This is a genomic window from Thauera sedimentorum (assembly GCF_014489115.1).
Classification (GTDB): domain Bacteria; phylum Pseudomonadota; class Gammaproteobacteria; order Burkholderiales; family Rhodocyclaceae; genus Pseudothauera; species Pseudothauera sedimentorum.
Map to the genome: position 1 here is coordinate 919,136 of NZ_JACTAH010000002.1, position 23,195 is coordinate 942,330.

Genomic DNA, 23,195 nt, shown 5'->3' on the forward strand with positions numbered 1-23,195 from the left:
TCCTGTTGGGTTGGCGACATTGCCCGCCGATTGTCGCATCCCAGCGGGCGGAGGTGAGCGCGGCACAGTCGGAAACGGCCCGCAGCGGCAGGCGCCGCGGCGCCCGGCCCGGTCAGGAGGCGCCGGCATGCTTCGTGCACCGATGGTCCGTGCTTGACCTTGCCGCCTCGCGGTGTTTTAATGCGAATCATTCTTGTTGTACTTAAGCTTACACGTAATGGAACAGCGTCCACATCACGATGAGAGCGATGCAGCCGACGCGGCCTTCGACCTGCCCGAGACGGCGCTCGCGCGCTGCGGCGAGCAGCCGATCGCCAGCGAGAAGCTGCTGCAGGGTCGCTCGTGCGTGATGATCCGCCATGGCGACGCGCTGTATGCCTTGCGCGCCACCCGGGCGGGCAAGCTGATCCTGACCAAGTAGGCAGGCCGGCGGCGCGGCGTGCCGCGCTGTTCGCAACCACCATCAGGGGCTAGACTGACATGTACGTCTGTGTGTGCAACGCGGTGACCGAGCGTCATATTCACGATGCCGTGGAGGGTGGCGTGCGGCGTATGCGCGATCTGCGCGACCACCTCGGGGTGGCCGCCGATTGCGGTCGTTGCGCAAGCTGCGCGCACTCCTGCCTGAAGTCGGCACTCGGCTCGCAGGCGGCTGGTGCGCCGCAGGCGTTCCCCGCGGCTTTTTCCCTGATGGAGGCACGATGAAAGGCGACAAGAAGGTCATCCAATACCTGAACAAGCAACTGACGATCGAACTGACCGCGATCAACCAGTACTTCCTGCATGCGCGGATGTACAAGAACTGGGGTCTCGTCCGCCTGGGCAAGCACGAATACGAAGAATCCATCGAGGAGATGAAGCACGCCGACAAGCTGATCGAGCGCGTGCTGTTCCTCGAAGGACTGCCCAACCTGCAGAACCTCAACAAGCTGCTGATCGGCGAGAACGTGCCGGAGTGCATCCAGGGCGATCTCAAGCTGGAGACCGAGGGCCGTGCGCTGCTGGTCGAGGCGATCGCCTACTGTGAGTCCTGTAAGGACTATGTGTCCCGCGAGATCCTCGAAGACATCCTCGAGGACACCGAGGAGCACATCGACTACCTGGAAACGCAGATCGACCTGATCGACAAGGTCGGCCTGCAGAACTACCTGCAGTCGCAGATGGACGGCGGCTCCTGAGCCGCGCCGGGCGGCCCGGACGCGCCGCACGCCAGCCATGCCCCGCCGCGTCGCGGGCTAGCCAGCGCCAAGATACGAACAGGACTGGTTTGCCATGTTACCGACGATGCGAGGACTTCCTGCGCGGCTGGCGAGTGCCGCGTTCGCCGCCCGGCGGGTGGCGCTTTACCTGGTGGTTGCCGCGGTGCTGATGAACCTGGCGATGGGGCCGCTGCTGCCCGTTGCCGGGCTCTGAACGGGCAAGCCGGAAAGCGGACTCATGAGCCTAGCCGACCGGGCGTTGCCTGCCCCTGCATTCTTCCCCGTCGCCGAGCGGGCGCCGGCGCGCGAACGCGCGGCGCCGGTTCGTGCGCGCGCACCGCGGTCCGCGGGGCCCGGGCGGCCGCGACCCATGCGCTTGCGCAGGCGTACTCGAGGCCTGGCGCTGGCGCTGGTCATGGCGGCGCATGCCGCGGGTCTGTATGCGATCGCGCGCGCCGACTTCAGTCCGGCGCTGGTGGCGGCAGCGCCGCTGCAGGTCGCGCTGATCGAAGCGGCGCAGCCGGCGCCGCCGCCGGAAGTGCCGCCGGCACCGGTGCCCCCGCCCGAGCCGGTGGTCAAACCCAAGCCCGTCCCGGTGGCCAAGCCCAAGCCGCGCCCCGCGCCGCCTCCGCCCAAGCCGGTCAGCAAGGCGCCGACCGCGCTGACCGCGGAGACCCCGCCGGAGCCCGAACCGCCCGCCGCTGCCGCGCCGGCCGAACCGGCGCCGCCCGCTCCGCCGGCACCCGCTGCGGCGCCAGCCGCGCCCTCGCGTGCCGCGCCGGGGCCGAGCACGCCGGTGGTGACCGCGGCGCGCTTCGACGCCGACTACCTCAACAATCCGCCCCCGGCGTATCCTCCCCTCTCGCGGCGGATGCGCGAGGAAGGCCGGGTGATGCTCCGTGTGCGGGTGTCTGCCGAGGGGCTGCCGGCCGAGATCGAACTGTCCGCCAGCTCCGGTTCCGGGCGGCTCGACCGTGCCGCGACCGACGCTGTGCGCCGCTGGCGCTTCGTGCCCGCGCGCCAGGGCGATCGCGCGGTTGCCGCCTGGGTGCTGGTGCCCATCGTCTTCAAACTGGAAGGATCCTGAACGTGGAAATGCAGCAAACCTTCGGTCTGGCCCACCTGTGGGCGCAGTCCGACCTGGCGATCCGCCTGGTGGCCTTTGCGCTGGTGCTGATGTCGGTGACCAGCTGGTACCTGATCCTGGTGCGCGTGGTGCGTCAGTTGCAGGCTCGCCGCCATGACCAGGCGGTGGAAGCCTTCTGGGCGGCGTCCGACCTGCAGGACGGCCTGGCCCGCCTGCGCAAGCTGGCGCCGGATTCGCCCTTCGAGGCGCTGGCGCGCCAGGGCGCCGCGGCGGCCGAACATGTGCGCCAGCACACACACCAGCAGTCGCTGGGCGGCAAGCTCGATGCCGAGGAGTTCGTCACCCGCGCGCTGCGCAAGTCGATCGCGCTGTCCACCGCAAAGCTGGAAGCCGGGCTGACCATGCTGGCCTCCATCGGCTCGACCGCGCCCTTCATCGGCCTGTTCGGCACCGTGTGGGGCATCTACCACGCGCTGGTGAACATCAGCGTCTCCGGCATGGCCACCCTGGACAAGGTGGCCGGCCCGGTCGGCGAGGCGCTGATCATGACCGCCTTCGGCCTGTTCGTCGCCATCCCCGCAGTGCTGGCCTACAACGCGGTCAGCCGCGCCAACCGGCTGGAGCTCTCCGAGCTCGACGCCTTCGCCCACGACCTGCACGCCTGGTTCACCACCGGTTCGCGCCTGGCCGCCCATCCCGATGCCGGCGCGGCGCGCGAGGCGGGCGGGGCCAGGACCGTGGCGCTGCGTCCCAGCGCGGGAGCGGCATGATGGCTTTCGGTGGATTCAACCAGGGTGGCGGACAGGCGCCGATGAGCGAGATCAACATGGTGCCGCTGATCGACGTGATGCTGGTGCTGCTGATCGTGTTCATGATCACCGCGCCCTTGCTCACCCACGGCGTCAAGATCGACCTGCCGGCCGCCTCCAGCGACCCCAACGTGGAAAAGCCCGAGACCGTGACCCTGGCGATGGACGGCGAGGGCAAGCTGTTCTGGAACGACCAGCCGCTGGCCGATGCCGATCTGGCCGTCCGTCTGGCCGATGCCGCGGCAGCCACGCCGCAGCCGGAACTGCACCTGCGCGCCGACCGCGAGACGCGTTACCAGAAGATCGCCGAGGTGATGTCGGCCGCGCGTGAGGCCGGGGTGCAGAAGATGGGCTTCATCACCGTCCCGGCGCGGTAGGCGCGGCCTTCGGGGAAACGAGAGCCGTATCGCGGCCAAGGCCGCTCCTGCCGCGGAAACGAAGAAGGCCGCCTTGCCGGGCGGCCTTCGCATGACGGGGCGGGGCGAGGGGCTCAGCCGCGCTTGCCGCGCACCCGGATGATCACGTCGACCTCTTCGAGTTCGATGTCCGGCGGCAGCTGCGGCACGCCGACCACCTGCAGTTCGTCGGCGGACACGTCGGTCAGCTCGCCGGTGGTCACGTCGTAGAGGTGGTAGTGCGGGTCGGTGTTGGAATCGAACACCACGCGATCCGGATCGACGATCAGTTCCTTGACCAATTTCTTCTCACGAAACAGCTTGAGCGTGTTGTAGACCGTTGCCCGGGAAGTCTCCGGCACCGTCGCCCGGACTTCGCTGAGCACCTGGTCGGCGCTCATGTGTACCGGCCGCGGCAGCAGCACGCGGGCGATCTCCAGGCGTTGCAGGGTGACCGGAATGCCGGCGGCACGCAGGCGCGCGGTCATCTCCCGGGTCGTGAGTCTGTCCATCTCTGCGGAGGTCCGTATTGATCCTGATCAGGGTTTTCGCCGGCCTTGCCCGCCGGTCATTTGGATGAAATCTACGTGACGACCGGCGGTCTGTCCACCTGCCGGACGATGACGACCGTGCACTGCAATACGATACAAACCGAGCGTCATTGCTCCAATATCCTTCATTCCCGTCGCACAAACGATTGCCTGACGCCTGCCGAGACATGAGCCGAACCGCTTCCACCGCCCCGCGTACCCGCCGTACCCCCATCATCGTCGTGACCATCCTGCTCGCCCTGGCCGCCGGAGGGGGCTACCTTGCCTGGCAGCACCTGCGCGGCAGCGCCTCGCCGGCCGAGCAATACCAGCTGGTCGCGGTGCAGCGCGCCGACGTGGAGGATCTGGTCACCGCCACCGGCACCCTGCAGCCGCGCGACTACGTGGACGTGGGCGCGCAGGTGTCCGGCCAGCTCAAGCGTTTTCATGTGGAGGTGGGCAGCGAGGTGAAGGCCGGCGACCTGCTGGCCGAGATCGACGCCACCGTGCTGCAGAGCAAGGTCGATGCGACCCGTGCGCAGCTGCGCAACCTGCGCGCCCAGCTCACCGACCGCGAGTCGAGCCTGACGCTGGCCGAGATCCAGCACCGCCGGCAGCAGAACCTGATCGCCGAAGAGGCCACCACCACCGAATCGCTGCAGCAGGCCGAGGCCACGCTGCGCTCGGTGCGTGCGCAGATCGAGGCGCTCAAGGCGCAGATCGACCAGGTCGAGTCCAACCTGCGCGCCGACGAGGCCAATCTGCAATACACCCGCATCGAGGCGCCGATCGCCGGCACCGTGGTGTCGATCTCCGCGCGCCAGGGCCAGGCGCTCAACGCCACCCAGCAGGCGCCGGTGATCCTGCGCGTGGCCGACCTGTCCACCATGACCGTGCAGACCCAGGTGTCCGAGGCCGATGTCGGCCGCCTGCGCCTGGGCATGGATGCCTACTTCACCACCCTGGGCAACCCGGGGCAGCGGTGGACCGGCAGCTTGCGCAAGATCGAGCCCACGCCGACGGTGACCAACAACGTGGTGCTCTACAACGCGCTGTTCGACGTGCCCAACCCGGACCGCCGGCTGATGACGCAGATGACCGCGCAGGTGTTCTTCGTGGTCGCGCGCGCGGCCGATGCGCTGAGCGTGCCGATGGGGGCGCTGTCCAATCTCGCCGGGGCAGGGGTGCGCTCGCCGGGCGCTGCGGCCGCCAGGACCGGCGCGGGCAACGGCGCCGCGGCGACCGAGCGCATGCGCCGGCCGTCGGCCGAGGGCAACGGACGGGCAGGGCGCCCGCGTGACGCAGCAGGGCCGCGCAGCGCCACGGTGCGCGTGCTCGCCGGCGACGGCAGCATCGAGGAACGTCAGGTTCAGGTCGGCGTGACCAGCCGCATCGCGGCGCAGATCGTTGACGGCCTGCAGGAGGGCGAACAGGTGGTGGCCGGCCTGCGCCTGGCCTCCGCCGGCGGCCAGCAGGGCGGGCCGATGCCGAGGCTGCCGCGCTGATGAAGGCCGAGACCGCTCTTGCCGACCTGCCCGCCGAAGCGCCGGCCGTGCCGCTGATCGAGTTGTCCGGGGTGACCCGCAGCTTCCACAGCGGGGAACTGGCGGTGCAGGTGCTGCACGGCATCGACCTCGCCATCCATCCCGGCGAGTTCGTCGCCATCGTCGGCGCCTCGGGCTCGGGCAAGTCCACGCTGATGAACATCCTCGGCTGCCTGGATCGTCCCAGCGGCGGCAGCTACCGCTTCATGGGCCGCGACGTGGCGGCGCTGGACGGCGACGAACTGGCCCGCCTGCGGCGCGAGGAGTTCGGCTTCGTCTTCCAGAGCTACAACCTGATCGGCAGTGCCACCGCGCTGGAGAACGTCGAGGTGCCGGCGGTGTATGCCGGCATGCCGCCCGCCGAGCGCCACGCGCGGGCGGCCGAGCTGCTCACCGAACTGGGCCTGGGCGACCGCCTGGACCACCGCCCCGGCCAGCTCTCGGGCGGCCAGCAGCAGCGCGTGTCGATTGCCCGCGCGTTGATGAACGGCGGGCGCATCATCCTTGCCGACGAGCCGACCGGTGCGCTGGACAGCCGCAGCGGCGCCGAGGTGATGCGCCTGCTCGGCGAGCTGTCGGCGGCCGGGCACACCATCATCCTGATCACCCATGCGCGCGAGGTGGCCGAGGCGGCCGACCGGGTCATCGAGATCCGCGACGGCCTCATCCAGTCCGACCCCGGCCCGCGCCCGCCGGCGCGCGACGAGCCAGACTTCACGCCGCACGTGGACCGCAGCTCGCCGCTCACCGACCTGGTGGAGGCCGCGCGCACCGCGGTGCGTGCCCTGCGCGCCAACGTCTTCCGCACCATCCTCACCCTGCTCGGCATCGTCATCGGCGTCGCTTCGGTGATCACCATGCTGGCGATCGGCGACGGCGCCAAGCGCGCGGTGGTCGACAGCATCAGCGCCATGGGCAGCAACCTGATGATGGTGCGTCCCGGTGCGCCCAACATGCGCGGGCGCGGCAGCATCGTCACCCTGGTGCCGGAGGACGTGGAGGCCATTCGCGAACTGCCCAACGTGCTGGCCGCAGCCCCCGAACAGAGCAGTTCGGTGACGGTGCGCCGCGCCGACCTGGACCATCGCACCGAGGTGGTCGGCACTGCCGCCGACTACGTGGTGGCGCGCACCTGGCCGGTGGCCAGCGGCACCTTCTTCTCGGTGGAGGACGAGACGCGCTACGCGCCGGTGGCGGTGATCGGCCAGACGGTGGCCAATGCGCTGTTCCCCGACGGCGTCGAGCTGGGTGGCTTCATCCTGATCAACAACATCCCCTTCCAGGTGGTCGGGGTGATGGCGCCCAAGGGCGCCACCTCCTGGGGGCAGGACCAGGACGACGCCATCTTCGTGCCCTACACCACCGCCAGCCTGCGCCTCACCGGCCAGCGCCACCTGCGCAACGTCACCGTCGCGGTCGAGGATGTGGAGCAGATCGATCGCACCCAGGAGGAGGTCCATGCGCTGTTGCTGACCCGCCACGGCACCGAGGATTTCCAGATCCGCAACATGGCCTCGCTGATCGAGAGCGTGTCGGCCACGCAGAACACCATGACCATCCTGCTCGGCTCGATTGCGGCGATCTCGCTGCTGGTCGGCGGCATCGGGGTGATGAACATCATGCTGGTGTCGGTCACCGAACGCACCCGCGAGATCGGCATCCGCATGGCCACCGGCGCGCGCATGAGGAACATCCTGCAGCAGTTCCTGGTCGAGGCGCTGGCGGTGTCCGCGCTCGGCGGGCTGGTGGGCGTGGCCGCCGGGCTGGGCGTGGCGGCCATCGTCGAGGCCTTCGGCACGCCCATCCAGTATTCGCTCGCCCCGGTGCTGCTCGCCTTCGGCTGCGCCTTCGCCACCGGTCTGGTCTTCGGCTTCCTGCCGGCGCGCAAGGCCGCGCGGCTCGACCCGGTGGTCGCCCTCGCTTCGGAGTGATAGTCCGCATGATCCTGAATTCGCAACACCCCCTGCGGTGGCCGGCGTCCCGCCTGCGCAGCACCGCGCTCGCCTTTCTGGGCGCGGGCCTGGTCGCTGGCTGCGCCCTGCCGCTGAAACATCCCGGCGCCCAGCTCGACCTGCCGGCCAGCTGGGACGAGGCCGCGGTGGCGGCGCCCGCGGATAAGGCGGTGGACGCCGACTGGTGGCGCAGCTTCTCGGCGGCCGAACTGGAGGCCCTGGTGGCCGAGGCGCTGTCCGGCAGCCCGGACGTGGCGGTGGCCACCGAGCGCGTGCTGCAGGCCGAGATCGCGGTGCGCAGCGCCGGCGCCTCGCTGTTTCCCACCCTCAACCTGAACGCCGCCACCAACCGCGGCGAGACACGCGAGCGTACCGACCTGGGCACGGTGTCCACCCGCAGCGAGGCCTCCTCCGCAGCCCTGGCGATCAGCTACGAGATCGACATCTGGGGCAGCAACATCGCCAACTGGCAGGGCAGCAAGGCCACCCTGAACGCCACCCGCTACGACTTCGAGGCCACCCGCCTGTCGCTCACCGCGGGCGTGGCCAATGCCTACTGGCAGGTGCTGGCCTTGCGCGAACGGCTGGAGATCGCGCGGCGCAACCTCGCCATCGCCGAGCGCCTGTTCGCGGTCGTCGAAGCGCGCTACCGCTACGGGGCGGCCTCCGCGCTGGACCTGAGCCGCCAGCGCAGCACCGTGCTGGCCGCGCGCGACGCCCTGTTGCCGCTGGAGGTGCAGGAGCGCCAGAGCCTGCGCGCGCTGGCGATTCTGGTCGGCCGGGTGCCGCAGGGCTTCGAGGTGAGCGGTCGCAGTCTGGACGGCCTGGCGGTGCCGGCGGTCGCCCCGGCGCTGCCCGCCGGCTTGCTGGTACGCCGCCCGGACCTTGCCGCCGCCGAGGCCCGCCTGGCGGCGGCCGACGCGAACATCGCGGTGGCGCGCGCAGCCCTGTTTCCGCTCAAGCTGCAGATCGGTCTGTCGAGCGCGGTGTCCAGCCCGGAGTTCGGCTTTGGCGGGCTCGCCAACCCGGTCAATACCGCCAATCTGACGCTGTCGCTGATGCAGGCGATCTTCGACGGCGGCCGGCTGCGCGGGCAGGTGCAGACCAGCGAATCGCAGCGTCGCGTGCTGGTGGAGAACTGGCGCAAGGCTGTGCTCACCGCGCTCAAGGAAGTGGACGATGCGCTGGCCGCGGCCGAGCGCAGCCGCATCCAGGAGGGCACCCAGCGCGAGATCCGCGACGAGACCGCGCGCGCCCTGCGCCTGTCGGAGCTGCGCTACAAGGAAGGCAGCGATGGCCTCACCACCTTGCTGGACGCGCAGCGCAGCCTGTTCTCCGCCGAGGACCAGTTGGTGCAGCAGCGCCTGGCGCGCCTGAGCGCGACGGTGGATCTGTACAAGGCCCTGGGTGGTGGCTGGCAGCATCCGGACGCTGCCGCCAGGCTCGTGTCCGGGGGCTGACTTCGCAAGGCGCGGGCCGGTGGCCGCGGCGCGATTGTTGCGGCGTTGCAACACAAGGAATCGAAAGAATGTATTCAGAAGTGAGAATTGTTATCATGCGCAAATAGTTCGTAATACATAGCCAGCCACCGGCGCGCGAGCCTGGAAGCCAGCCAGACCTTTGTAATTGCCAAGAGGGGATTCCATGGCTCACCTTCCGTCCCGCGCCGGCGCGCCGGCGCTGCGACCCTGCGTTGCTGCGCTGCTGGCCGCGTTCTCGTTTTCCGCACTGGCCCAGGAGGCCGATAACCAACTGGGCGAGGTGGTCGTCTCGGCCACCGGCTTCGAACAGAAGATCACCGATGCGCCGGCCAGCATCTCGGTGGTGACCCAGGAGGAGCTCGCCAAGAAGCCCTACATGACCCTGATCGACGCGGTGCGCGAGCTGGAGGGCGTGGACGTCGGCGAGACCGCCGACAAGACCGGGCAGAAGACCATCAGCATGCGCGGGATGGGCTCCGACTACACCCTGGTGCTGGTCGACGGAAAGCGCCAGAACAACCACGGCGACATCTACCCGAACAGCTTCGGCGGCAACCAGTTCAACCACATCCCGCCGCTCGATGCCATCGAGCGCATCGAGGTGATCCGCGGCCCCGCGTCCACGCTGTACGGCGCCGACGCGCTGGGCGGGGTGATCAACATCATCACCAAGAAGAACGTGAGCAAATGGACCGGGTCGATCACCGTCGGCCGCAGCTTCCAGAGCGACGATGCCTTCGGCGAGGACACCACCACCGACTTCAGTCTGCGCGGCCCCATCGTGCCCGGCCTGCTGGCGATGAGCCTGCGCGGCAGCCTTTACGAGCGCGACGCCTCCAACCCGGAGTTCGAGGATGCCGTGGACCCGAATGGCGTGACCCGCACCCGGGTGCTCGGCTTCGGTGGCGGCGGCAAGACGGTCGACAACACCAACAAGGCGCTGGGCTTCAGCCTGTACCTGACGCCCACCGACAATCAGCGTATCAGCTTCGATTTCGACGCCTCGAAGCAGGTCTATGACAACAGCCCCTTCGAGTCGAACGGCACCATCGCCTATCCGCTCGGCACGGTCGACAGCATAGCCACCATCTGGCGTGCCAGCGGCGGCAAGGTCCAGCCGCGGGCAGGATATGCCGACGAGCAGGAGTTCACCCGCGACTCGTGGTCCATCAGCCATGAGGGCAAGTGGGACTTCGGTACCAGCTTCGTCGCGCTGTCCTATGTAGAGACCGACAATAACGGCCGTACCCTGCCCTTCACCGTGGCCGAGCGCGAGCTCCTGCAGCAGATCTACGACGCCGCCGGCCCCTATGCCGGCTTGAGCGTGGACGAGCGCAAGGCCATCGCCGAAGCCACCTTCCTGCCGCGGCGCAAGCGCACGCTGCAGAGCAACCAGTACACCCTGGACGGCCGCCTCGACATCCCGCTGTCCAACCTGGCCGGCGACCACCTGTTGGTGCTGGGTGGGCAGGTCATCCGCGGCGAACTGGAGGACGGCGTGTTCGGCATGGAATCGGGCGCCCCGGGCAAGGTCCAGGAACACAACATGTGGTCGGTGTTCGTCGAGGACAACTGGATGCCGACCGACGCCTTCACGCTGACCGCCGGCCTGCGCCACGACGACCACGAGATGTTCGGCACCAATCTCTCGCCGCGCCTGTACGGCACCTACAAGCTCGGCTCGCTGTGGACCCTGAAGGGCGGGATCAGCACCGGCTACAAGACACCCAAGACCACCGACCTCTATGACGGCGTCACCGGTTTCGGCGGCCAGGGCACCTCGCCCTTCGTCGGCAACCCCGACCTCAAGCCCGAGAAGAGCCGCAACACCGAGCTCGCGGTGTACTGGAACCATCCCAGCCGCCACAACTTCAACCTCACGGTGTTCCGCAACGACTTCAAGGACAAGATCATGTCCGGCGAGGCCACGCAGAGCTGCGACGTCACCGGCGGCGTGCGTCCGTGCGTGAATCTCGGTGACTACACCAGCCTCGGCTACACCAGCTACAGCCAGAAGATCAACGTGGACGAAGCCCGCATCCAGGGCGTGGAAATCGCCGGGCGCTGGCAGATGCTGAACACGCTGGCGCTGCGCGGCAACTACACCTACACCGACAGCGAGCAGCTGAGCGGCGCCGACAGGGGCCTGCCGCTGACCAACTCGGCCAAGCACATGCTCAACGCTACGCTCGACTGGCAGGCCATGCCCAAGCTCAACGTGTTCCTCACCATGGAGGCGCGCTCCAAGCGCTACCGTGGCAAGGACGCGGACAACAAGCCCCGCTACTTCAAGGACTACGAGGTCTTCCACCTCGGGGCGAGCTACGCGCTGTCGAAGAACTTCACGCTCAATGCGCGCGTGAACAACCTGCTGGACGAGGACTTCACCACCTACTCCTTCGTGAGCTGCACCAGCGGCAGCCAGTGCGTGGGCGGCTGGGCGCCGGAGGACGATTACAACAACAAGGACAAGGCCCGCAGTTTCTGGGTCAGCCTGAACGCCCGCTTCTGACGCGGTCGTGAGGTCGAAGGCGGGTCCGTCGCCGTTTGCGGCGCGACCCGCCCCGGCCCGCGCGCCGTCGTCCGGAGCTCCGGTGTTCCGGCCCTTGGCCGCAGCAAGGACACCTTTTCCGCACCCGATCCGTATGCCTACCTACCCTCCGCCTTCCGCTGACGCATCTTCCGCCACCGCCATCGCCGCGCCCGCGCCGCCTCGTGCGCGCCGGGCAGCGTGGCTGCGCACCCTGCACCAATGGCACTGGGTGAGCTCCGCGCTGTGTCTGTTCGGCATGCTGCTGTTCGCGGTCACCGGCATCACGCTCAACCATTCGGGTGCCATCGAGTCGCGCCCGCAGGTGGAGACGCGCAGCGCCGGCCTGCCGCAGGCGCTGCTCCTGGCCTTGCGCGAGCAGGCCGGGCGGATGGAGGGCGAGGAGGCCGCCTTGCCGCCGGCCGCGGAGCGCTGGCTGGCCGAGGTCCTCGACGTCCGGCCCGCCGGTCGTGCGGCCGAGTGGGCAGAGGACGAGGTCTATCTGGCGCTGCCGCGCCCGGGCGGCGACGCCTGGCTGAGGTTCGACCTGCAGAGCGGCGAGGCCGAGTACGAGCTGACCGACCGCGGGCTGATCGCCTGGCTCAACGACCTGCACAAGGGGCGCAACAGCGGCGCGGCCTGGAGCCTGTTCATCGACCTGTTCGCGCTGGCCTGCGTGGTCTTCTCGATCACCGGCCTGCTCATCCTGCAGGTCCACGCCGCCAGTCGCGCCGCCGTGTGGCCGGTGGTAGGCCTCGGGGTGGTGCTGCCGGCGCTGCTGGTCATCCTCTTTATTCACTAGTTGTGGAGCATCCCATGCACAAGACCGTGCTTCTCGCCCTCGGCCTGCTCGTGGCGGCGCCGGCGCTCTCCGCCGGCATCGAGGTCGACATCGAACTGCCGCGCATCGACGTGGCCGACTACCGGCGCCCCTATGTCGCGGTGTGGCTGGAACGCCCCGACAACAGCGTGGCCGCCAATCTGGCCGTCTGGTACGACGTGAAGATGCGCAACGGCGAAGGTACCAAGTGGCTGAAGGACATCCGCCAGTGGTGGCGGCGCGCCGGACGCGACATGCAGGTGCCGGTGGATGGCGTCACCAGCGCGACCCGCCATCCCGGCGCGCACCGGCTCGCTTTCACGGCCGGCGACGCGCCCCTGGGCGAACTGGCGGCCGGATCGTATCGCCTGGTGGTCGAGGCCTCGCGCGAGCACGGTGGCCGCGAAGTGCTGACGCTGCCCTTCGACTGGCCGCCGCGTGAGGCTGTGGTGCGCGAGGCGCGCGGGGAGCGCGAACTGGGCAAGGTCGCCGTGCACCTGAAGCCCTGAATTCCATCATCGACAGGAGTGTATTCACCATGATCAAGCACCGCATCGCCCTCGCCGCGCTGACCGCCACCCTGGCCGCACCGCTGGCCCAGGCCCACGAAACCTGGCTGGTGCCCTCGTCCACCGTGCTGTCCAGCAATGGCTATGTGACCGTGGATGCGGCCGTGTCGAACCAGGTCTTCCACTTCAACTACCGCCCCTTGAGCGTCGGCCAGAGCCTGTCCATCCTGGCGGCCGACGGTAGCGCGGTGCAGGCCGAGAACCTGGTGCAGGGCCAGCTGCGCAGCGTGTTCGACGTCAAGCTCGACGCCCCCGGCACCTACCGCATCGCGGTGGCCAACGCGGCCGTGATGGCGAGCTGGAAGGAGAACGGCCAGCCCAAGCGCATGCGCGGCACGCAGGCCGAGATCGCCGAGAAGGTGCCGGCAGGCGCCACCGACCTGGTGCTGCGCGAGAACGCCACGCGCATCGAGACCTTCGTCACGGTGGGCAGCCCCACCGAACTGAAGCCGGTGGGTGAGGGGCTGGAGATGGTGCCGGTCACCCACCCGAACGATCTGTACGCCGGCGAGGAGGTCAGCTTCGCCTTCCATGCCAACGGCCAGGTTGCCGGGCAGTTGAAGGTCGCCATCGTCGAGGGCGGTACCCGCTATCGCGACCAGCTCGACAAGGTGGAACTGCTCCCCGATGAGCAGGGGCGCATCCGGCATACCTTCGCCCGCCCCGGCCTGTACTACCTCAACGCGGTGATGACCGGCAAGAGCCCGAGCAACCCGGACATGGAACGCCGCATGGCCTACACCGCCACCCTGGAAGTCTTGCCGCAGTGAGGGGGCGAGGCCGCCCCGCAGTGACCGGATGCCCGGCATGCTGAGCACGCTGGATGCCGGCCGCTGGCTGGCGGCCGGCGGCGTTCTGGCCGCCTATGCCGCGCTGTGCTGGCAATGCCTGGGCAGGGCGCGGCGGCGCACGCCGTCGGCGTCGGAGACCGCCGCCGACGGCGTTCTGATCGCCTACGCCAGCCAGAGCGGGCAGGCGCTGGAGCTGGCCGAGCAGGCTGCGCAGACCCTGGGCACGGCCGGGGTGCCCGCCATCTGCCTGCCGCTGGAGCGCGTCGATCTCGCCCGCCTGCAGACCTGCCGGCAAGCGCTCTTCGTGGTCAGTACCTGCGGCGAGGGCGACGCGCCCGACAATGCGGCCGGCTTCGTCGATCGATACCTGCACGTGGCCGCGGACCTGCCCGCGCTGCGATACGGGGTGCTGGCCCTGGGCGATGCCAGCTATGCGCGTTTCTGCGCCTTCGGCCGCCGGCTGGACGCCTGGCTGCAGCGCAGTGGCGCCCGTCCCTTGTTCGACCGCATCGAGGTGGACCGCATGGCGCCCGCTGCGCTGGCGCACTGGCAGCACCGCCTGGCTAGTGTCGGCGGGCTGTCCGAAGCGTCTGCACCGGCGGTGACGCGCGCGCCCCTGCAGCACTGGTGCCTGCGCAGCAGCCGGCTGCTGAATGCCGGCAGTGCGGGCTGGCCGGTGTATCAGGTCGAACTGCAGGCGGTGGATGCCGCCGGCGCGCCGTGCGCGCTGCCCGACTGGGAGCCTGGCGACCTGCTGCAACTCTTCCCCCCCGGAGAGGATGAACGCCCGCGGGATTACTCGATTGCCTCGCTGCCCGCGAGCGGCATGGCGCAACTGCTGGTGCGCGAGGTGCGCGACGAGGACGGACGTCCGGGGTGCATGTCGGCCCTGCTCGGCGGTGCGGCGCAAACCGGGACGAGCTTCGCCGGCCGGGTGCGGGCGCACCCCGGCTTCCGCCTGGGCGCCAATGCCACCCGGCCGCTGATCCTGATCGGCAACGGCACCGGCCTGGCGGGCTTGCTGGCACACCTGCGCTGGCGGGCACAGCAGGGCGACGGGCGCAACTGGCTGATCTTCGGCGAACGCCAGGCTGCCTTCGACGCCCTGCATGCCGACGAGCTCGCCAGCCTCGAGGCGCGCGACCTGCTCGCCCGCTGCGACCGGGTGTTCTCGCGCGATGCGCCGGCAGGCGAGTACGTGCAGCACCGCCTCGAGCGCGCCGCGGACACCCTGCGCGAATGGGTGGAGGGCGGCGCGGCGATCTATGTCTGCGGCAACGCGGTCGGCATGGCCCCGGCGGTGCACGAGACCCTCGGCCGCCTGCTCGGGGCGGATGCGCTCGCCCGGCTGGCTGAGGAGGGGCGCTACCGGCGCGACGTTTATTGAGGCGAGGCGCGGGCCCTGCCGCCAAGCCATCGGGATTCAACACTTCAACCACAGGAGATCGATCATGAAGAAACTGCCGGTTCTCGCCCTCATCGCGGCGTGCGCGGTATGGACCCCGGCCGCGCAGGCCGATGACGCCGCTGCGGCTCCGCGGGTGGACCACTACCAGGCCCGCCAGGCCGACGACATCGAGCAGACCATCGCCAACCTGCGCGAGGCCAACCAGCAGCTCGAAGCCATCCTGGCCGGTGAGGTCGGCGAGTACGACATGCACGACGTGCACAGCCTGAGCTACACCATCGAGGACAGCCTCGCCCGTCTTTCCGAACACCTGCTCGAAATGAAGGACATCGCCGGCGACATGCACTTCGCCTCCGAAGGGCTGAAGCGCGACGACGTGATCGAGCACGGCAAGGCCTACCTGTCGGGCGTGCGCAAGATCATCGATTGATCGGTGGGGGGCAGTGCGGTCGTCCCGGCCGGGCGCCGGACGGCGGCACCTTGCAGTCAGGAGACGTTCATTCCGCCACTGGCCGGGGGCATGCCGGACCGGGACAGTTCCCGTACGGCGCGACCCAGCGGTCCATGTCCCGTCAGTCGCGCCGGCAGCGGTGCCGTCGTGGCCCGTAGGGCGGTTTGCCAGCGGGTGAAAAGCGCCAGCGATGCCGTTTCGAACTCGTCCCCGGAGAACGGTCGTGTACGACGGTTCATCTCGGTGCGACCGCATCGAGCAAGTGCTCCAGCGCGCAGCATGAAGCGTCGACCGCCGGGTCGGCGCTGTAGAGCTGGAGATGATCGATTGCCAGGCGCGCCTGGCGTTCGGCGCGCGGGCAGCCGGAGCCCATGTAATGGTGCAAGTTCTGGACCGCGCTGTTGACCAGGCTCAGTACGGCATTCGCGTCAGTGGTGTGCATGGGCGCCTCCGGGAGTTATGTTAGAAATGATAATCGTTCGCGAATAAAGCGCAAGGTGGCGGCAAGCTCGTCTCAGGCGCTCTTTCCATTCGGGGCGGGCTCGCTGGCGATTCGGCGGGCATGACTTGATTGTAGAAAAGAGAATCATTATCATTAATACATTCGTGCTTTCGGAGCCAATGCCTCCGTTTTCCCCAACCCCTTAGCCAGCAACCGATTTCACCGGGTGGATAGGTAGCCAGCCACGACTCCTTGGAGATCCTGATGGTTCGCCTGTCCCCGTTGATGGTGTCCGCGTGCGCGGACACCAGACTTCGCCGTCTCTTTGTCCCGCTCCTGGCTTTCGTGGTGGCTGGCACGCTGCCGCCGGTGGCGATCGCGGACTCGCCGCTGGACGAAATCGTCGTTACTGCCACCCAGCGTGAGCAGTCGGTGCGCGACACCCCGGCCGCCGCGGCCGTTGTCGGCCGCGACGACATCGAGGCCGCCGCGGCCGACAACGTGCTGGCCGCCGTGCGCGAGACCACCGGCGTCGGCTTGGTCGGCCAGAGCGTGGGCGGGCGCAAGACCATGTCGCTGCGCGGCATGGACGGCAAGCACACGCTGTATCTGGTCAACGGCCTGCGGGTGATCAACACCGACGACTGGGTGGGGCATTCGGACTTCCAGTACGACTGGACGCCGGTCGATGGCATCGAGCGCATCGAGGTGGTGCGCGGGCCGATGTCGGTGCTGTACGGCTCCGACGCGGTTGGCGGCGTGGTCAACACCATCACCCGCCGCCCGGACGCGGAATGGCACGGCAGCGTGCGGCTGAGCGCGCGCGACGTGCGCGGCGCGGGCGATGGCGACTCGCTCGGCGGCGGCCTGCACCTGTCCGGCGCGCTGAGTGACACCCTGCGCCTGGCGGTCTCGGCCACCCGGCTGCAGCGCGATGCGCTCGAACTGGAGGAGGATCCGGGCCTGTCGGAGATCGAGGGCACCGATCTTTCCGCCGGCCATGTGCTGCTTTCCTGGCAGCCCATGGCTGCGCACATGATCGATCTCGAACACCGTGCCAGCAACGAGGAGCGCGAGCGCGACCAGGTGCGCAGTGGGGTGTACTACCGCGACACCTACGACATCGAACGCTCGCAATCGGTCGCTACCTGGCGTGCCGACTGGAACGGGGTGGCCACCCAGCTGCGTGCCTGGGAGTCGGATTTCGAGGTCAGCAACTCGCGCACCAACGGGGTGGCGCCGACGCGGCCGCAGAGCATGCGCGAACGCGGTACGGACGGCAGGGTCGGCTTTGCCGTCGGCGACATGCAGTACCTGACCGTCGGCGCCGACCTGCGTACCGAGACGCTGACCAACGCCGGTCTGGCCGGCGGCGAGGACGACGCCGATTTCCGCGCGTACTACGTACAGAACGAGATCGCGCTGCGCCCCGACCTGTTGCTCACCGTGGGGGTGCGCCGCGACCGCCACAGCATCTTCGGTGCGGAAACCAGCCCGCGGGCCTACCTGGTGTGGCACGCCTCCGATGCGTGGACGCTGCGCGGCGGCTATGGCGAAGGCTTCCGCGCGCCGACGCTCAAGCAGGCTTCCTCCAACTATGAGGGGGCCGAAGGGCCGCACACCTTCTACGGCAATTCCGACATTCGCCCGGAGACCAGCAAGTCGTGGGAGATCGGCGTGATCTACGCCTCCGGCCGCTTCGACTGGGAGGCCACCGCCTTCCGCAACAAGGTGACCGACCTGATCACCACCCGCCAGTTCAACCAGATCGGCCCGCGGCGCTTCTACATCTACGACAACGTCAATAACGCGCGCATCGACGGCATCGAGACCGCGCTGCGCATCGATCTCGGCCACGGCTTCGAGGCCAGCGCTGGCGCCCAGTGGCTGGATACCGAGGACGAGACCACCGGCAAGCCGCTCAACGGCCGCACTGACCACCTGCTCAACGCGCGGCTGGGCTGGCGCGCCGGCCAGTGGGACGCCGGCTTGCGCGTCGAGCGCATGGGACCCCAGTACGTCAGCTCGGCCGACCGCAAGGCGCCGGCATACAACCTGGTGCATCTGAACGCGGGCTACGCGATCAACCGTCATTTCCGCGTCACCGGCGGCATCGACAACCTGACCGACGTGCGCCTGGCCGACAAGTCGGACCTGTTCAGCTACGCCGAGACCCCGCGCACCCTGCGCGTGGCGCTGCACGGTTCCTTCTGATTGTCTTCAACGCCGTCCGCCCGCCCGTCGCGGGCGGTGGCCCTTCTGCGGACTAGCGCATGCAAGCCCTGACCCCCTCTCCCGCACCCACCTCATCCCGCAAGCTGGCCCGCAGGTGGTTGCCCCTTCTCGCTTTCCTCCTGTTGCTGGTTCTGGCGGCGGTGCTGTGGTCCGTCCGCCCAGTCGAGCGGCCGGTGGTGGTCGTCAGCAGCGACTTCGTGCTCGGCGGCAAGTTCACCGAGCTGTCGCGCATCGCTGCGGAGAGTGCGGTCGAACTGCGCATCGCCAACATTGACCGCGACGACGGCTCGCGCTTGGCGGAACTGTTCGGCGGCGCCGGACTGGTCGTGCTCGACGCGCCCCGTGAGGAGGACGGGCGGCGCATGCACGAAGCCGTCGGAGCACTGCTCGACCGCGCCGGGGTGCCCTGGTTGCAAGTGGCCGCGCGTGGGCCCCGTACCGGCGGCGGGCTCGATGCGGCCCGCGGCGAGACCCTGCACGCCTACTACCGCAATGGCGGCCAGCGCAACTTCGCCGGCTTCTTCGCCTATGTGCGTCACCACCTGTTCGGCGAAGCATCGGTGCCGGTGCCCGAGCCGGTTATCTTCCCGGAATCCGGCATCTACCACCCCGACCACCCGGGCCTGGTCGTCGCCAGCCTGGGCGAGTACCGCGCCTGGCTGGGCGCCGAGCGCGCCGCGCGCCGTCCGGCGGTGGGCATCGTGGTGCACCAGTCCTACATCGGCAACATGGGCATGGGCCACATCGACGAACTGGTGCGCCGGCTGGAGGCGCGCGGCGCGCAGCCGGTGGTGTTCTACCATCCGCTGATGGCTGACGTCGGCGCGCTGGACATCGTCACCGAGAACGGCCGTGCCGCGGTGGACGTGCTGGTCAATTTCCAGGCCATGTACCAGGACCGCCGGCGCGAGGATTACCGGCGCCTGGACGTGCCGGTGCTGCAGGCGATGACCTGGCGCGAGGGCGACGCGGCGCACTGGCGCGCCAGCGCGGTCGGCGTGTCCAGCGGGTCGGTGCCGTTCGCGCTCGCCGTGCCCGAACAGAGCGGCCTGACCGACCCCTTGATGGTCGCCGCCATCGAAGACGGCCGTGCGACGTTGATCCCGGAACAGGCCGAAGCCCTGGTCGCCAAGCTCCTGCGCGTGGCCCGCCTGCGCAGCATGCCAAATGCCGACAAGCGCCTCGCGCTGATGTTCTACAACTACCCGCCGGGCGAGAAGAACGTCTCCGCCTCCTTCCTCAACGTGCCGCGCAGCCTGGCGCAGCTCAGCACTGCGCTGGGCGCTGCCGGCTATAGCGTGCCGGCGGCGGGCGAGCAGGCTGTGATCGATGCGGTGGCCCGCATGCTGGCCCCGTTCTACCGCAGCGGCCGGCTCGACGCCCTGATCGCCGACGACCTCGCCGCACGCCTGCCGCTGGCCGACTACCGCGCCTGGTTCGACGCCTTGCCGGCGGCGGTGCGCGAGCGCGTGACCGCCCACTGGGGCGCGCCCGAGGACGACCCGATGCTGGCCGGCGACGGCCCGGAACGCCATTTCGTCATTCCCCGCATGCAGCTCGGTAACCTGGTGCTGATGCCGCAGCCGCCGCGCGGGAAAGTCGGCGAAGCGGCCGAAAAGGCCATCTACCACGACACCAAGGTGCCCCTGACCCACTTCTACATGGCGGCCTATCTCTACGCCCGCCAGGGCTTCGGCGCCGACGCGCTGATCCACTTCGGCACCCACGGCAGCCAGGAATGGACGCCGGGCAAGGAGCGCGGCCTGTCGGTGCATGACGACCCCTACCTGGTGCTTGGCGACCTGCCGGTGGTCTATCCCTACATCGTCGACAACATCGGCGAGGCCACCCAGGCCAAGCGCCGCGGGCGCGCCACCATCATCACCCACCAGACGCCGCCGTTCTCGCCGGCCGGGCTGCACAAGGAGTTGATGCCGCTGCACGACCTCATCCACCAGTACGAGCTGCTCGACGAGGGCGCGGTCAAGGAGCGCACGCGAGGAGCGATCGTCGACGAGGCCGCGCGCCTGAACCTGATCGAGGACATCGGCTGGACCGCCGAGCGCGCACGCGCCGACTTCAAGCTCTTCGAGCGCGAACTGCACGACTGGCTGCACACCCTGGCGCAGAGCGCGCAGCCGCTGGGCCTGCACACCCTGGGCGAGGCGCCGGCCACCGAGCACCGCATCGGCACGGTGATGCAGATGCTGGGCGCGCCGCTCTACGCCACGCTCGGCCTCAAGGAACCGGAAGAGCTGTTCGTCGACGACTACCGCAACCTGCCGGCCTCGGCCCCCTACCGCCTGCTGGCCGGCCACCTGCTGCAACCCGGCGCGGCGCAGCCCGAGTCCGACCCGGCACGCGCGGCGCTGCTGGCCGAGGGGCGGCGCTACTTCGACGCCCTGGCGGCCGCCGGCGAGCACGCCGGCCTGCTGCGCGCGCTCGACGGGCGCTTCGTCGACACCCAGTACGGTGGCGACCCGGTGCGCAACCCGGACAGCCTGCCCACCGGGCGCAACCTCTACGGCTTCGACCCCTCGCGCCTGCCCACCGAGCAGGCCTGGCGCGCCGGCGGGGAGGCCTTCGCCCAGCTGCTCGCCGCCCATCGCGCCGAGAACGGCCAGGACATGAAGAAGGCCACCTTCTCGCTGTGGTCGGTGGAGGCCATGCGCCACCTCGGCGTGCTCGAGGCCCAGGTCTTCCACGCGCTGGGCGTCAAGCCGGTGTGGGACCGCTTCGGGCGCATCTCCGACGTCGAGGTGATCCCGCGTGCCGAACTCGGCCGCCCGCGGGTGGATGTGGTGGTGTCGGCCACCGGCCTGTACCGCGACCACTTCCCCAATGTCATGCTGCACATCGCGCGCGCGGTGGAGAAGGTCGCCGCGCTCGACGAGCCCGACAACGCGGTGCGCGCCAACACCCTGGCGCTGGAGAGCGGCCTGTTGGCGCAGGGCTTCCCCGCCGCCGACGCGCGCCTGCACGCGCTGACCCGCATCTTCTCCAGCGAGAGCGGGGCCTACGGCACCGGCCTGGACGACGCCACGCTCGCCACCGACACCTGGGAGGCCGAAGGCAAGCTCGCCGAGCTCTACCTCGCGCGCATGCAGTTCGCCTACGGGCCGGACGAGGCGCACTGGGGCGAGAAGGTCGCGCGGCCGGACGGCGCGGCGGGCTTCAACCTCTATGCCGAGCACCTCAAGGGCACCGAGGCCGCGGTGCTGGCGCGCTCGTCCAACCTCTACGGCATGCTCACCACCGACGACCCCTTCCAGTACCTCGGCGGCATCGGCCTGGCGGTGCGCCACCTGGGCGGCGAGACGCCGGGGCTGTACATCAGCAACCTGCGCGACCCGGCCAACGGCAAGGTCGAGCCGGCGGAGCGCTTCCTTGCCGCCGAGCTGCGCGCGCGCTACTTCCACCCGCAGTGGATCGAGGCCATGCAGCAGGAAGGCTATGCCGGCACGATCAACGTGCTGGACACGGTGAACAACTTCTGGGGGTGGACCGCGGTGGCGCCCGAGATCGTGCGCGACGACCAGTGGCAGGGCTTCTTCGACGTCTATGTCGAGGACAAGCTCGACCTCGGCATGAACGAGTGGTTCGAGCGCCACAACCCCACCGCCCGGGCGCAGATCGCCGACCGCATGCTCGAAGCCGCGCGCAAGGAGTACTGGCAGACCGACGAGGCCACCCTGCGCCGGCTGGTCGAAGTCTATGCCGACGCCGTCGAGCGCCTGGACTACCAGCCCGCCAGCAGCAAGGTGGACGAGTACGTCAACGCGCTCGCCGCGGGCTTCGGCCTCAATCTCGCCGCCGGTGCACCGCAGGCCGATGCGGCCGGGGCCGCGGCCGGCGAGACCGTAACCGGCCAGGTGCTGGAGAAGCAGCCTGCGCCCCAGGCCGAGGTGGCGCCCGCCCCGTGGGCGGAGCTGCTGCTCGCCGCGCTGACCCTGCTCGCCCTGGTGGCCGGTGGTCTGCAGCAGGCCCGCCGCCGGGCGGCGCCGGCGCTGCGGCCGGCGTCCTGATCCCCGATCCGTTTTCAACAGGAGGAATGCAATCCATGTCGCACTTCATCGAATCGTCCATGTACGGGCTCAGCCAGCTCTTCATGCTGCCGGTGCTGCTGTTCGTCGCCCTGATGTTCTTCTACGCCTTCCACGCGCTGGGCAGCTTCATCATGGAAGCACACCAGCGCCGCCGCAACGACCCGCGCGCCTTCGTGCTGCGGGAGGCGCTGCACGCTGACCCGGCGCTGGCGGTCACCGACCTGGAAGCCATCGCGGTGCGCCGCCTCGAGATGCTGCGCATCGCCACCCGCGTCGGGCCGATGCTCGGCCTGGTGGCGACCATGATCCCGATGGGGCCGGCGCTGATGGCACTGGCCGACGGCAATCTGCAGGACGTCAGCCGCAACCTCACCGTCGCCTTCTCGGCGGTGATCCTGGCGCTGATCGCCTCGGCCATCACCTACTGCGTGGTCAGCGTGCGCCGGCGTTGGCTGGCCACCGAACTGGCGGAAATCGAGAAGCATGGTGGGCGGGCGCACGCGCTGCCGGCGGTCAATGACGATCCGGTCGCGCCGTTGGCCGCGGAGGGCGTGCAATGAGCCTGCGCCTGATGGACGACCTCGAGGCCGACGATCCGGTGCTGTCGGTGGTCAACCTGATCGACGTCTTTCTGGTCATCATCGCCGCGCTGCTGCTGGCGATCGCCAACAACCCGATGAACCCGTTCACGCAGGAAGACGTGACCATCATCAAGAACCCCGGCAAGCCGAACATGGAGATGGTCGTCAAGAAAGGCGAGGTCATCGAGCACTACCAGGCCAGTGGCGAGATCGGCACTGGCGAAGGCGCGCGCGCCGGCGTGGCCTATCGCATGAAGGACGGCTCCTTCGTGTATGTGCCGGAAGGTGGCAGCTAGGGCGTGTTCGCATTAGCCGCGCGGATCGC

22 protein-coding genes are annotated in these 23,195 nt (G+C 69.4%); 20 read left to right on the top strand and 2 right to left on the bottom strand.

Annotation, left to right across the window (positions count from 1 at the left end; translation table 11 throughout):
* The first annotated feature begins 217 nt into the window (after positions 1-217).
* The 7 genes from hemP to IAI53_RS14085 all read left to right on the top strand — a co-directional run bounded on the left by hemP (position 218) and on the right by IAI53_RS14085 (position 3,472).
* The gene (hemP, locus tag IAI53_RS14060; protein WP_187718798.1) at positions 218-421 is read left to right on the top strand and encodes a hemin uptake protein HemP; all 204 of its coding nucleotides are present in this window, start codon (positions 218-220) and stop codon (positions 419-421) included.
* A 59-nt stretch (positions 422-480) separates the two neighbouring features.
* A complete protein-coding gene (locus IAI53_RS14065) occupies positions 481-705 on the top strand; it encodes a (2Fe-2S)-binding protein (protein WP_187718799.1) in 225 nt (74 codons plus the stop codon).
* Positions 702-1,178: a bacterioferritin gene (gene bfr / locus IAI53_RS14070; protein ID WP_187718800.1), complete on the top strand. Its 477-nt coding sequence runs from the start codon at positions 702-704 to the stop codon at positions 1,176-1,178. The genes IAI53_RS14065 and bfr overlap by 4 nt, the downstream gene beginning before the upstream one ends.
* 106 nt (positions 1,179-1,284) lie before the next feature.
* Complete coding sequence (locus IAI53_RS18670; protein WP_262407743.1) at positions 1,285-1,413, top strand: hypothetical protein; 129 nt, start codon at positions 1,285-1,287, stop codon at positions 1,411-1,413.
* A gap of 156 nt (positions 1,414-1,569) precedes the next feature.
* Complete coding sequence (locus tag IAI53_RS14075; RefSeq protein WP_225433319.1) at positions 1,570-2,286, top strand: energy transducer TonB; 717 nt, start codon at positions 1,570-1,572, stop codon at positions 2,284-2,286.
* 2 nt (positions 2,287-2,288) lie between these two features.
* A complete protein-coding gene (locus IAI53_RS14080) occupies positions 2,289-3,056 on the top strand; it encodes a MotA/TolQ/ExbB proton channel family protein (RefSeq protein ID WP_187718801.1) in 768 nt (255 codons plus the stop codon).
* Positions 3,056-3,472 (top strand): ExbD/TolR family protein, encoded by a 417-nt coding sequence (locus IAI53_RS14085; protein ID WP_187718802.1) that lies wholly within the window; start codon positions 3,056-3,058, stop codon positions 3,470-3,472. The genes IAI53_RS14080 and IAI53_RS14085 overlap by 1 nt, the downstream gene beginning before the upstream one ends.
* Positions 3,473-3,585: 113 nt before the next feature.
* On the opposite strand, the gene IAI53_RS14090 is transcribed toward IAI53_RS14085, so the two are convergent.
* Positions 3,586-4,002: a Fur family transcriptional regulator gene (locus IAI53_RS14090; protein WP_187718803.1), complete on the bottom strand. Its 417-nt coding sequence runs from the start codon at positions 4,000-4,002 to the stop codon at positions 3,586-3,588.
* Positions 4,003-4,208: 206 nt separating this feature from the next.
* Between IAI53_RS14090 and IAI53_RS14095 the strand changes: the two genes are divergently transcribed.
* The 9 genes from IAI53_RS14095 (at position 4,209) to IAI53_RS14135 (ending at position 15,545) form a co-directional block, all read left to right on the top strand.
* Complete coding sequence (locus IAI53_RS14095; protein ID WP_187718804.1) at positions 4,209-5,525, top strand: efflux RND transporter periplasmic adaptor subunit; 1,317 nt, start codon at positions 4,209-4,211, stop codon at positions 5,523-5,525.
* Positions 5,525-7,495 (top strand): MacB family efflux pump subunit, encoded by a 1,971-nt coding sequence (locus IAI53_RS14100; RefSeq protein WP_187718805.1) that lies wholly within the window; start codon positions 5,525-5,527, stop codon positions 7,493-7,495. The genes IAI53_RS14095 and IAI53_RS14100 overlap by 1 nt, the downstream gene beginning before the upstream one ends.
* An 8-nt stretch (positions 7,496-7,503) precedes the next feature.
* Positions 7,504-8,976 (top strand): efflux transporter outer membrane subunit, encoded by a 1,473-nt coding sequence (locus IAI53_RS14105; protein WP_187718806.1) that lies wholly within the window; start codon positions 7,504-7,506, stop codon positions 8,974-8,976.
* Positions 8,977-9,160: 184 nt separating this feature from the next.
* The gene (locus tag IAI53_RS14110) at positions 9,161-11,509 is read left to right on the top strand and encodes a TonB-dependent receptor domain-containing protein (protein ID WP_187718807.1); all 2,349 of its coding nucleotides are present in this window, start codon (positions 9,161-9,163) and stop codon (positions 11,507-11,509) included.
* Positions 11,510-11,642: 133 nt separating this feature from the next.
* The gene (locus IAI53_RS14115; protein ID WP_187718808.1) at positions 11,643-12,329 is read left to right on the top strand and encodes a PepSY-associated TM helix domain-containing protein; all 687 of its coding nucleotides are present in this window, start codon (positions 11,643-11,645) and stop codon (positions 12,327-12,329) included.
* 14 nt (positions 12,330-12,343) lie between these two features.
* Positions 12,344-12,856 (top strand): DUF2271 domain-containing protein, encoded by a 513-nt coding sequence (locus IAI53_RS14120; protein WP_187718809.1) that lies wholly within the window; start codon positions 12,344-12,346, stop codon positions 12,854-12,856.
* Between the two features lie 29 nt (positions 12,857-12,885).
* Positions 12,886-13,686 carry a DUF4198 domain-containing protein gene (locus tag IAI53_RS14125; protein WP_187718810.1) on the top strand — a complete coding sequence of 267 codons (801 nt, stop codon included), beginning with the start codon at positions 12,886-12,888 and terminating at the stop codon, positions 13,684-13,686.
* Between the two features lie 37 nt (positions 13,687-13,723).
* Entirely contained in the window at positions 13,724-15,094 is a 1,371-nt protein-coding gene (locus tag IAI53_RS14130; protein ID WP_187718811.1) for a sulfite reductase subunit alpha, read from the top strand.
* Between the two features lie 64 nt (positions 15,095-15,158).
* Positions 15,159-15,545 carry a DUF6746 family protein gene (locus tag IAI53_RS14135; protein WP_187718812.1) on the top strand — a complete coding sequence of 129 codons (387 nt, stop codon included), beginning with the start codon at positions 15,159-15,161 and terminating at the stop codon, positions 15,543-15,545.
* A 256-nt stretch (positions 15,546-15,801) separates the two neighbouring features.
* Here the strand turns inward: IAI53_RS14135 and IAI53_RS14140 are convergent, their stop codons facing one another.
* On the bottom strand, positions 15,802-16,008 hold the full coding sequence (locus IAI53_RS14140) for a hypothetical protein (RefSeq protein WP_187718813.1): 207 nt from the start codon (positions 16,006-16,008) through the stop codon (positions 15,802-15,804).
* A 264-nt stretch (positions 16,009-16,272) separates the two neighbouring features.
* Between IAI53_RS14140 and IAI53_RS14145 the strand changes: the two genes are divergently transcribed.
* The 4 genes from IAI53_RS14145 to IAI53_RS14160 are packed head-to-tail and all read left to right on the top strand — an operon-like array spanning position 16,273 to position 23,166.
* Entirely contained in the window at positions 16,273-18,222 is a 1,950-nt protein-coding gene (locus IAI53_RS14145) for a TonB-dependent receptor plug domain-containing protein (protein ID WP_187718814.1), read from the top strand.
* Between the two features lie 59 nt (positions 18,223-18,281).
* Entirely contained in the window at positions 18,282-22,268 is a 3,987-nt protein-coding gene (gene cobN / locus IAI53_RS14150; protein WP_187718815.1) for a cobaltochelatase subunit CobN, read from the top strand.
* A gap of 35 nt (positions 22,269-22,303) precedes the next feature.
* Complete coding sequence (locus IAI53_RS14155; RefSeq protein ID WP_187718816.1) at positions 22,304-22,849, top strand: MotA/TolQ/ExbB proton channel family protein; 546 nt, start codon at positions 22,304-22,306, stop codon at positions 22,847-22,849.
* Positions 22,846-23,166: a DUF2149 domain-containing protein gene (locus IAI53_RS14160; RefSeq protein ID WP_187718817.1), complete on the top strand. Its 321-nt coding sequence runs from the start codon at positions 22,846-22,848 to the stop codon at positions 23,164-23,166. The genes IAI53_RS14155 and IAI53_RS14160 overlap by 4 nt, the downstream gene beginning before the upstream one ends.
* The last annotated feature ends 29 nt before the right edge of the window (positions 23,167-23,195 follow it).

Excerpts from the sequence above, each read along its gene's own strand:
- hemP (WP_187718798.1), top strand. The coding sequence starts at position 218 with ATGGAACAGCGTCCACATCACGATGAGAGCGATGCAGCCGACGCGGCC.
- IAI53_RS14065 (WP_187718799.1), top strand. The coding sequence starts at position 481 with ATGTACGTCTGTGTGTGCAACGCGGTGACCGAGCGTCATATTCACGAT.
- bfr (WP_187718800.1), top strand. The coding sequence starts at position 702 with ATGAAAGGCGACAAGAAGGTCATCCAATACCTGAACAAGCAACTGACG.
- IAI53_RS18670 (WP_262407743.1), top strand. The coding sequence starts at position 1,285 with ATGCGAGGACTTCCTGCGCGGCTGGCGAGTGCCGCGTTCGCCGCCCGG.
- IAI53_RS14075 (WP_225433319.1), top strand. The coding sequence starts at position 1,570 with ATGCGCTTGCGCAGGCGTACTCGAGGCCTGGCGCTGGCGCTGGTCATG.
- IAI53_RS14085 (WP_187718802.1), top strand. The coding sequence starts at position 3,056 with ATGGCTTTCGGTGGATTCAACCAGGGTGGCGGACAGGCGCCGATGAGC.
- IAI53_RS14090 (WP_187718803.1), bottom strand. The coding sequence starts at position 4,002 with ATGGACAGACTCACGACCCGGGAGATGACCGCGCGCCTGCGTGCCGCC.
- IAI53_RS14095 (WP_187718804.1), top strand. The coding sequence starts at position 4,209 with ATGAGCCGAACCGCTTCCACCGCCCCGCGTACCCGCCGTACCCCCATC.
- IAI53_RS14100 (WP_187718805.1), top strand. The coding sequence starts at position 5,525 with ATGAAGGCCGAGACCGCTCTTGCCGACCTGCCCGCCGAAGCGCCGGCC.
- IAI53_RS14105 (WP_187718806.1), top strand. The coding sequence starts at position 7,504 with ATGATCCTGAATTCGCAACACCCCCTGCGGTGGCCGGCGTCCCGCCTG.
- IAI53_RS14110 (WP_187718807.1), top strand. The coding sequence starts at position 9,161 with ATGGCTCACCTTCCGTCCCGCGCCGGCGCGCCGGCGCTGCGACCCTGC.
- IAI53_RS14115 (WP_187718808.1), top strand. The coding sequence starts at position 11,643 with ATGCCTACCTACCCTCCGCCTTCCGCTGACGCATCTTCCGCCACCGCC.
- IAI53_RS14120 (WP_187718809.1), top strand. The coding sequence starts at position 12,344 with ATGCACAAGACCGTGCTTCTCGCCCTCGGCCTGCTCGTGGCGGCGCCG.
- IAI53_RS14125 (WP_187718810.1), top strand. The coding sequence starts at position 12,886 with ATGATCAAGCACCGCATCGCCCTCGCCGCGCTGACCGCCACCCTGGCC.
- IAI53_RS14130 (WP_187718811.1), top strand. The coding sequence starts at position 13,724 with ATGCTGAGCACGCTGGATGCCGGCCGCTGGCTGGCGGCCGGCGGCGTT.
- IAI53_RS14135 (WP_187718812.1), top strand. The coding sequence starts at position 15,159 with ATGAAGAAACTGCCGGTTCTCGCCCTCATCGCGGCGTGCGCGGTATGG.
- IAI53_RS14140 (WP_187718813.1), bottom strand. The coding sequence starts at position 16,008 with ATGCACACCACTGACGCGAATGCCGTACTGAGCCTGGTCAACAGCGCG.
- IAI53_RS14145 (WP_187718814.1), top strand. The coding sequence starts at position 16,273 with ATGGTTCGCCTGTCCCCGTTGATGGTGTCCGCGTGCGCGGACACCAGA.
- cobN (WP_187718815.1), top strand. The coding sequence starts at position 18,282 with ATGCAAGCCCTGACCCCCTCTCCCGCACCCACCTCATCCCGCAAGCTG.
- IAI53_RS14155 (WP_187718816.1), top strand. The coding sequence starts at position 22,304 with ATGTCGCACTTCATCGAATCGTCCATGTACGGGCTCAGCCAGCTCTTC.
- IAI53_RS14160 (WP_187718817.1), top strand. The coding sequence starts at position 22,846 with ATGAGCCTGCGCCTGATGGACGACCTCGAGGCCGACGATCCGGTGCTG.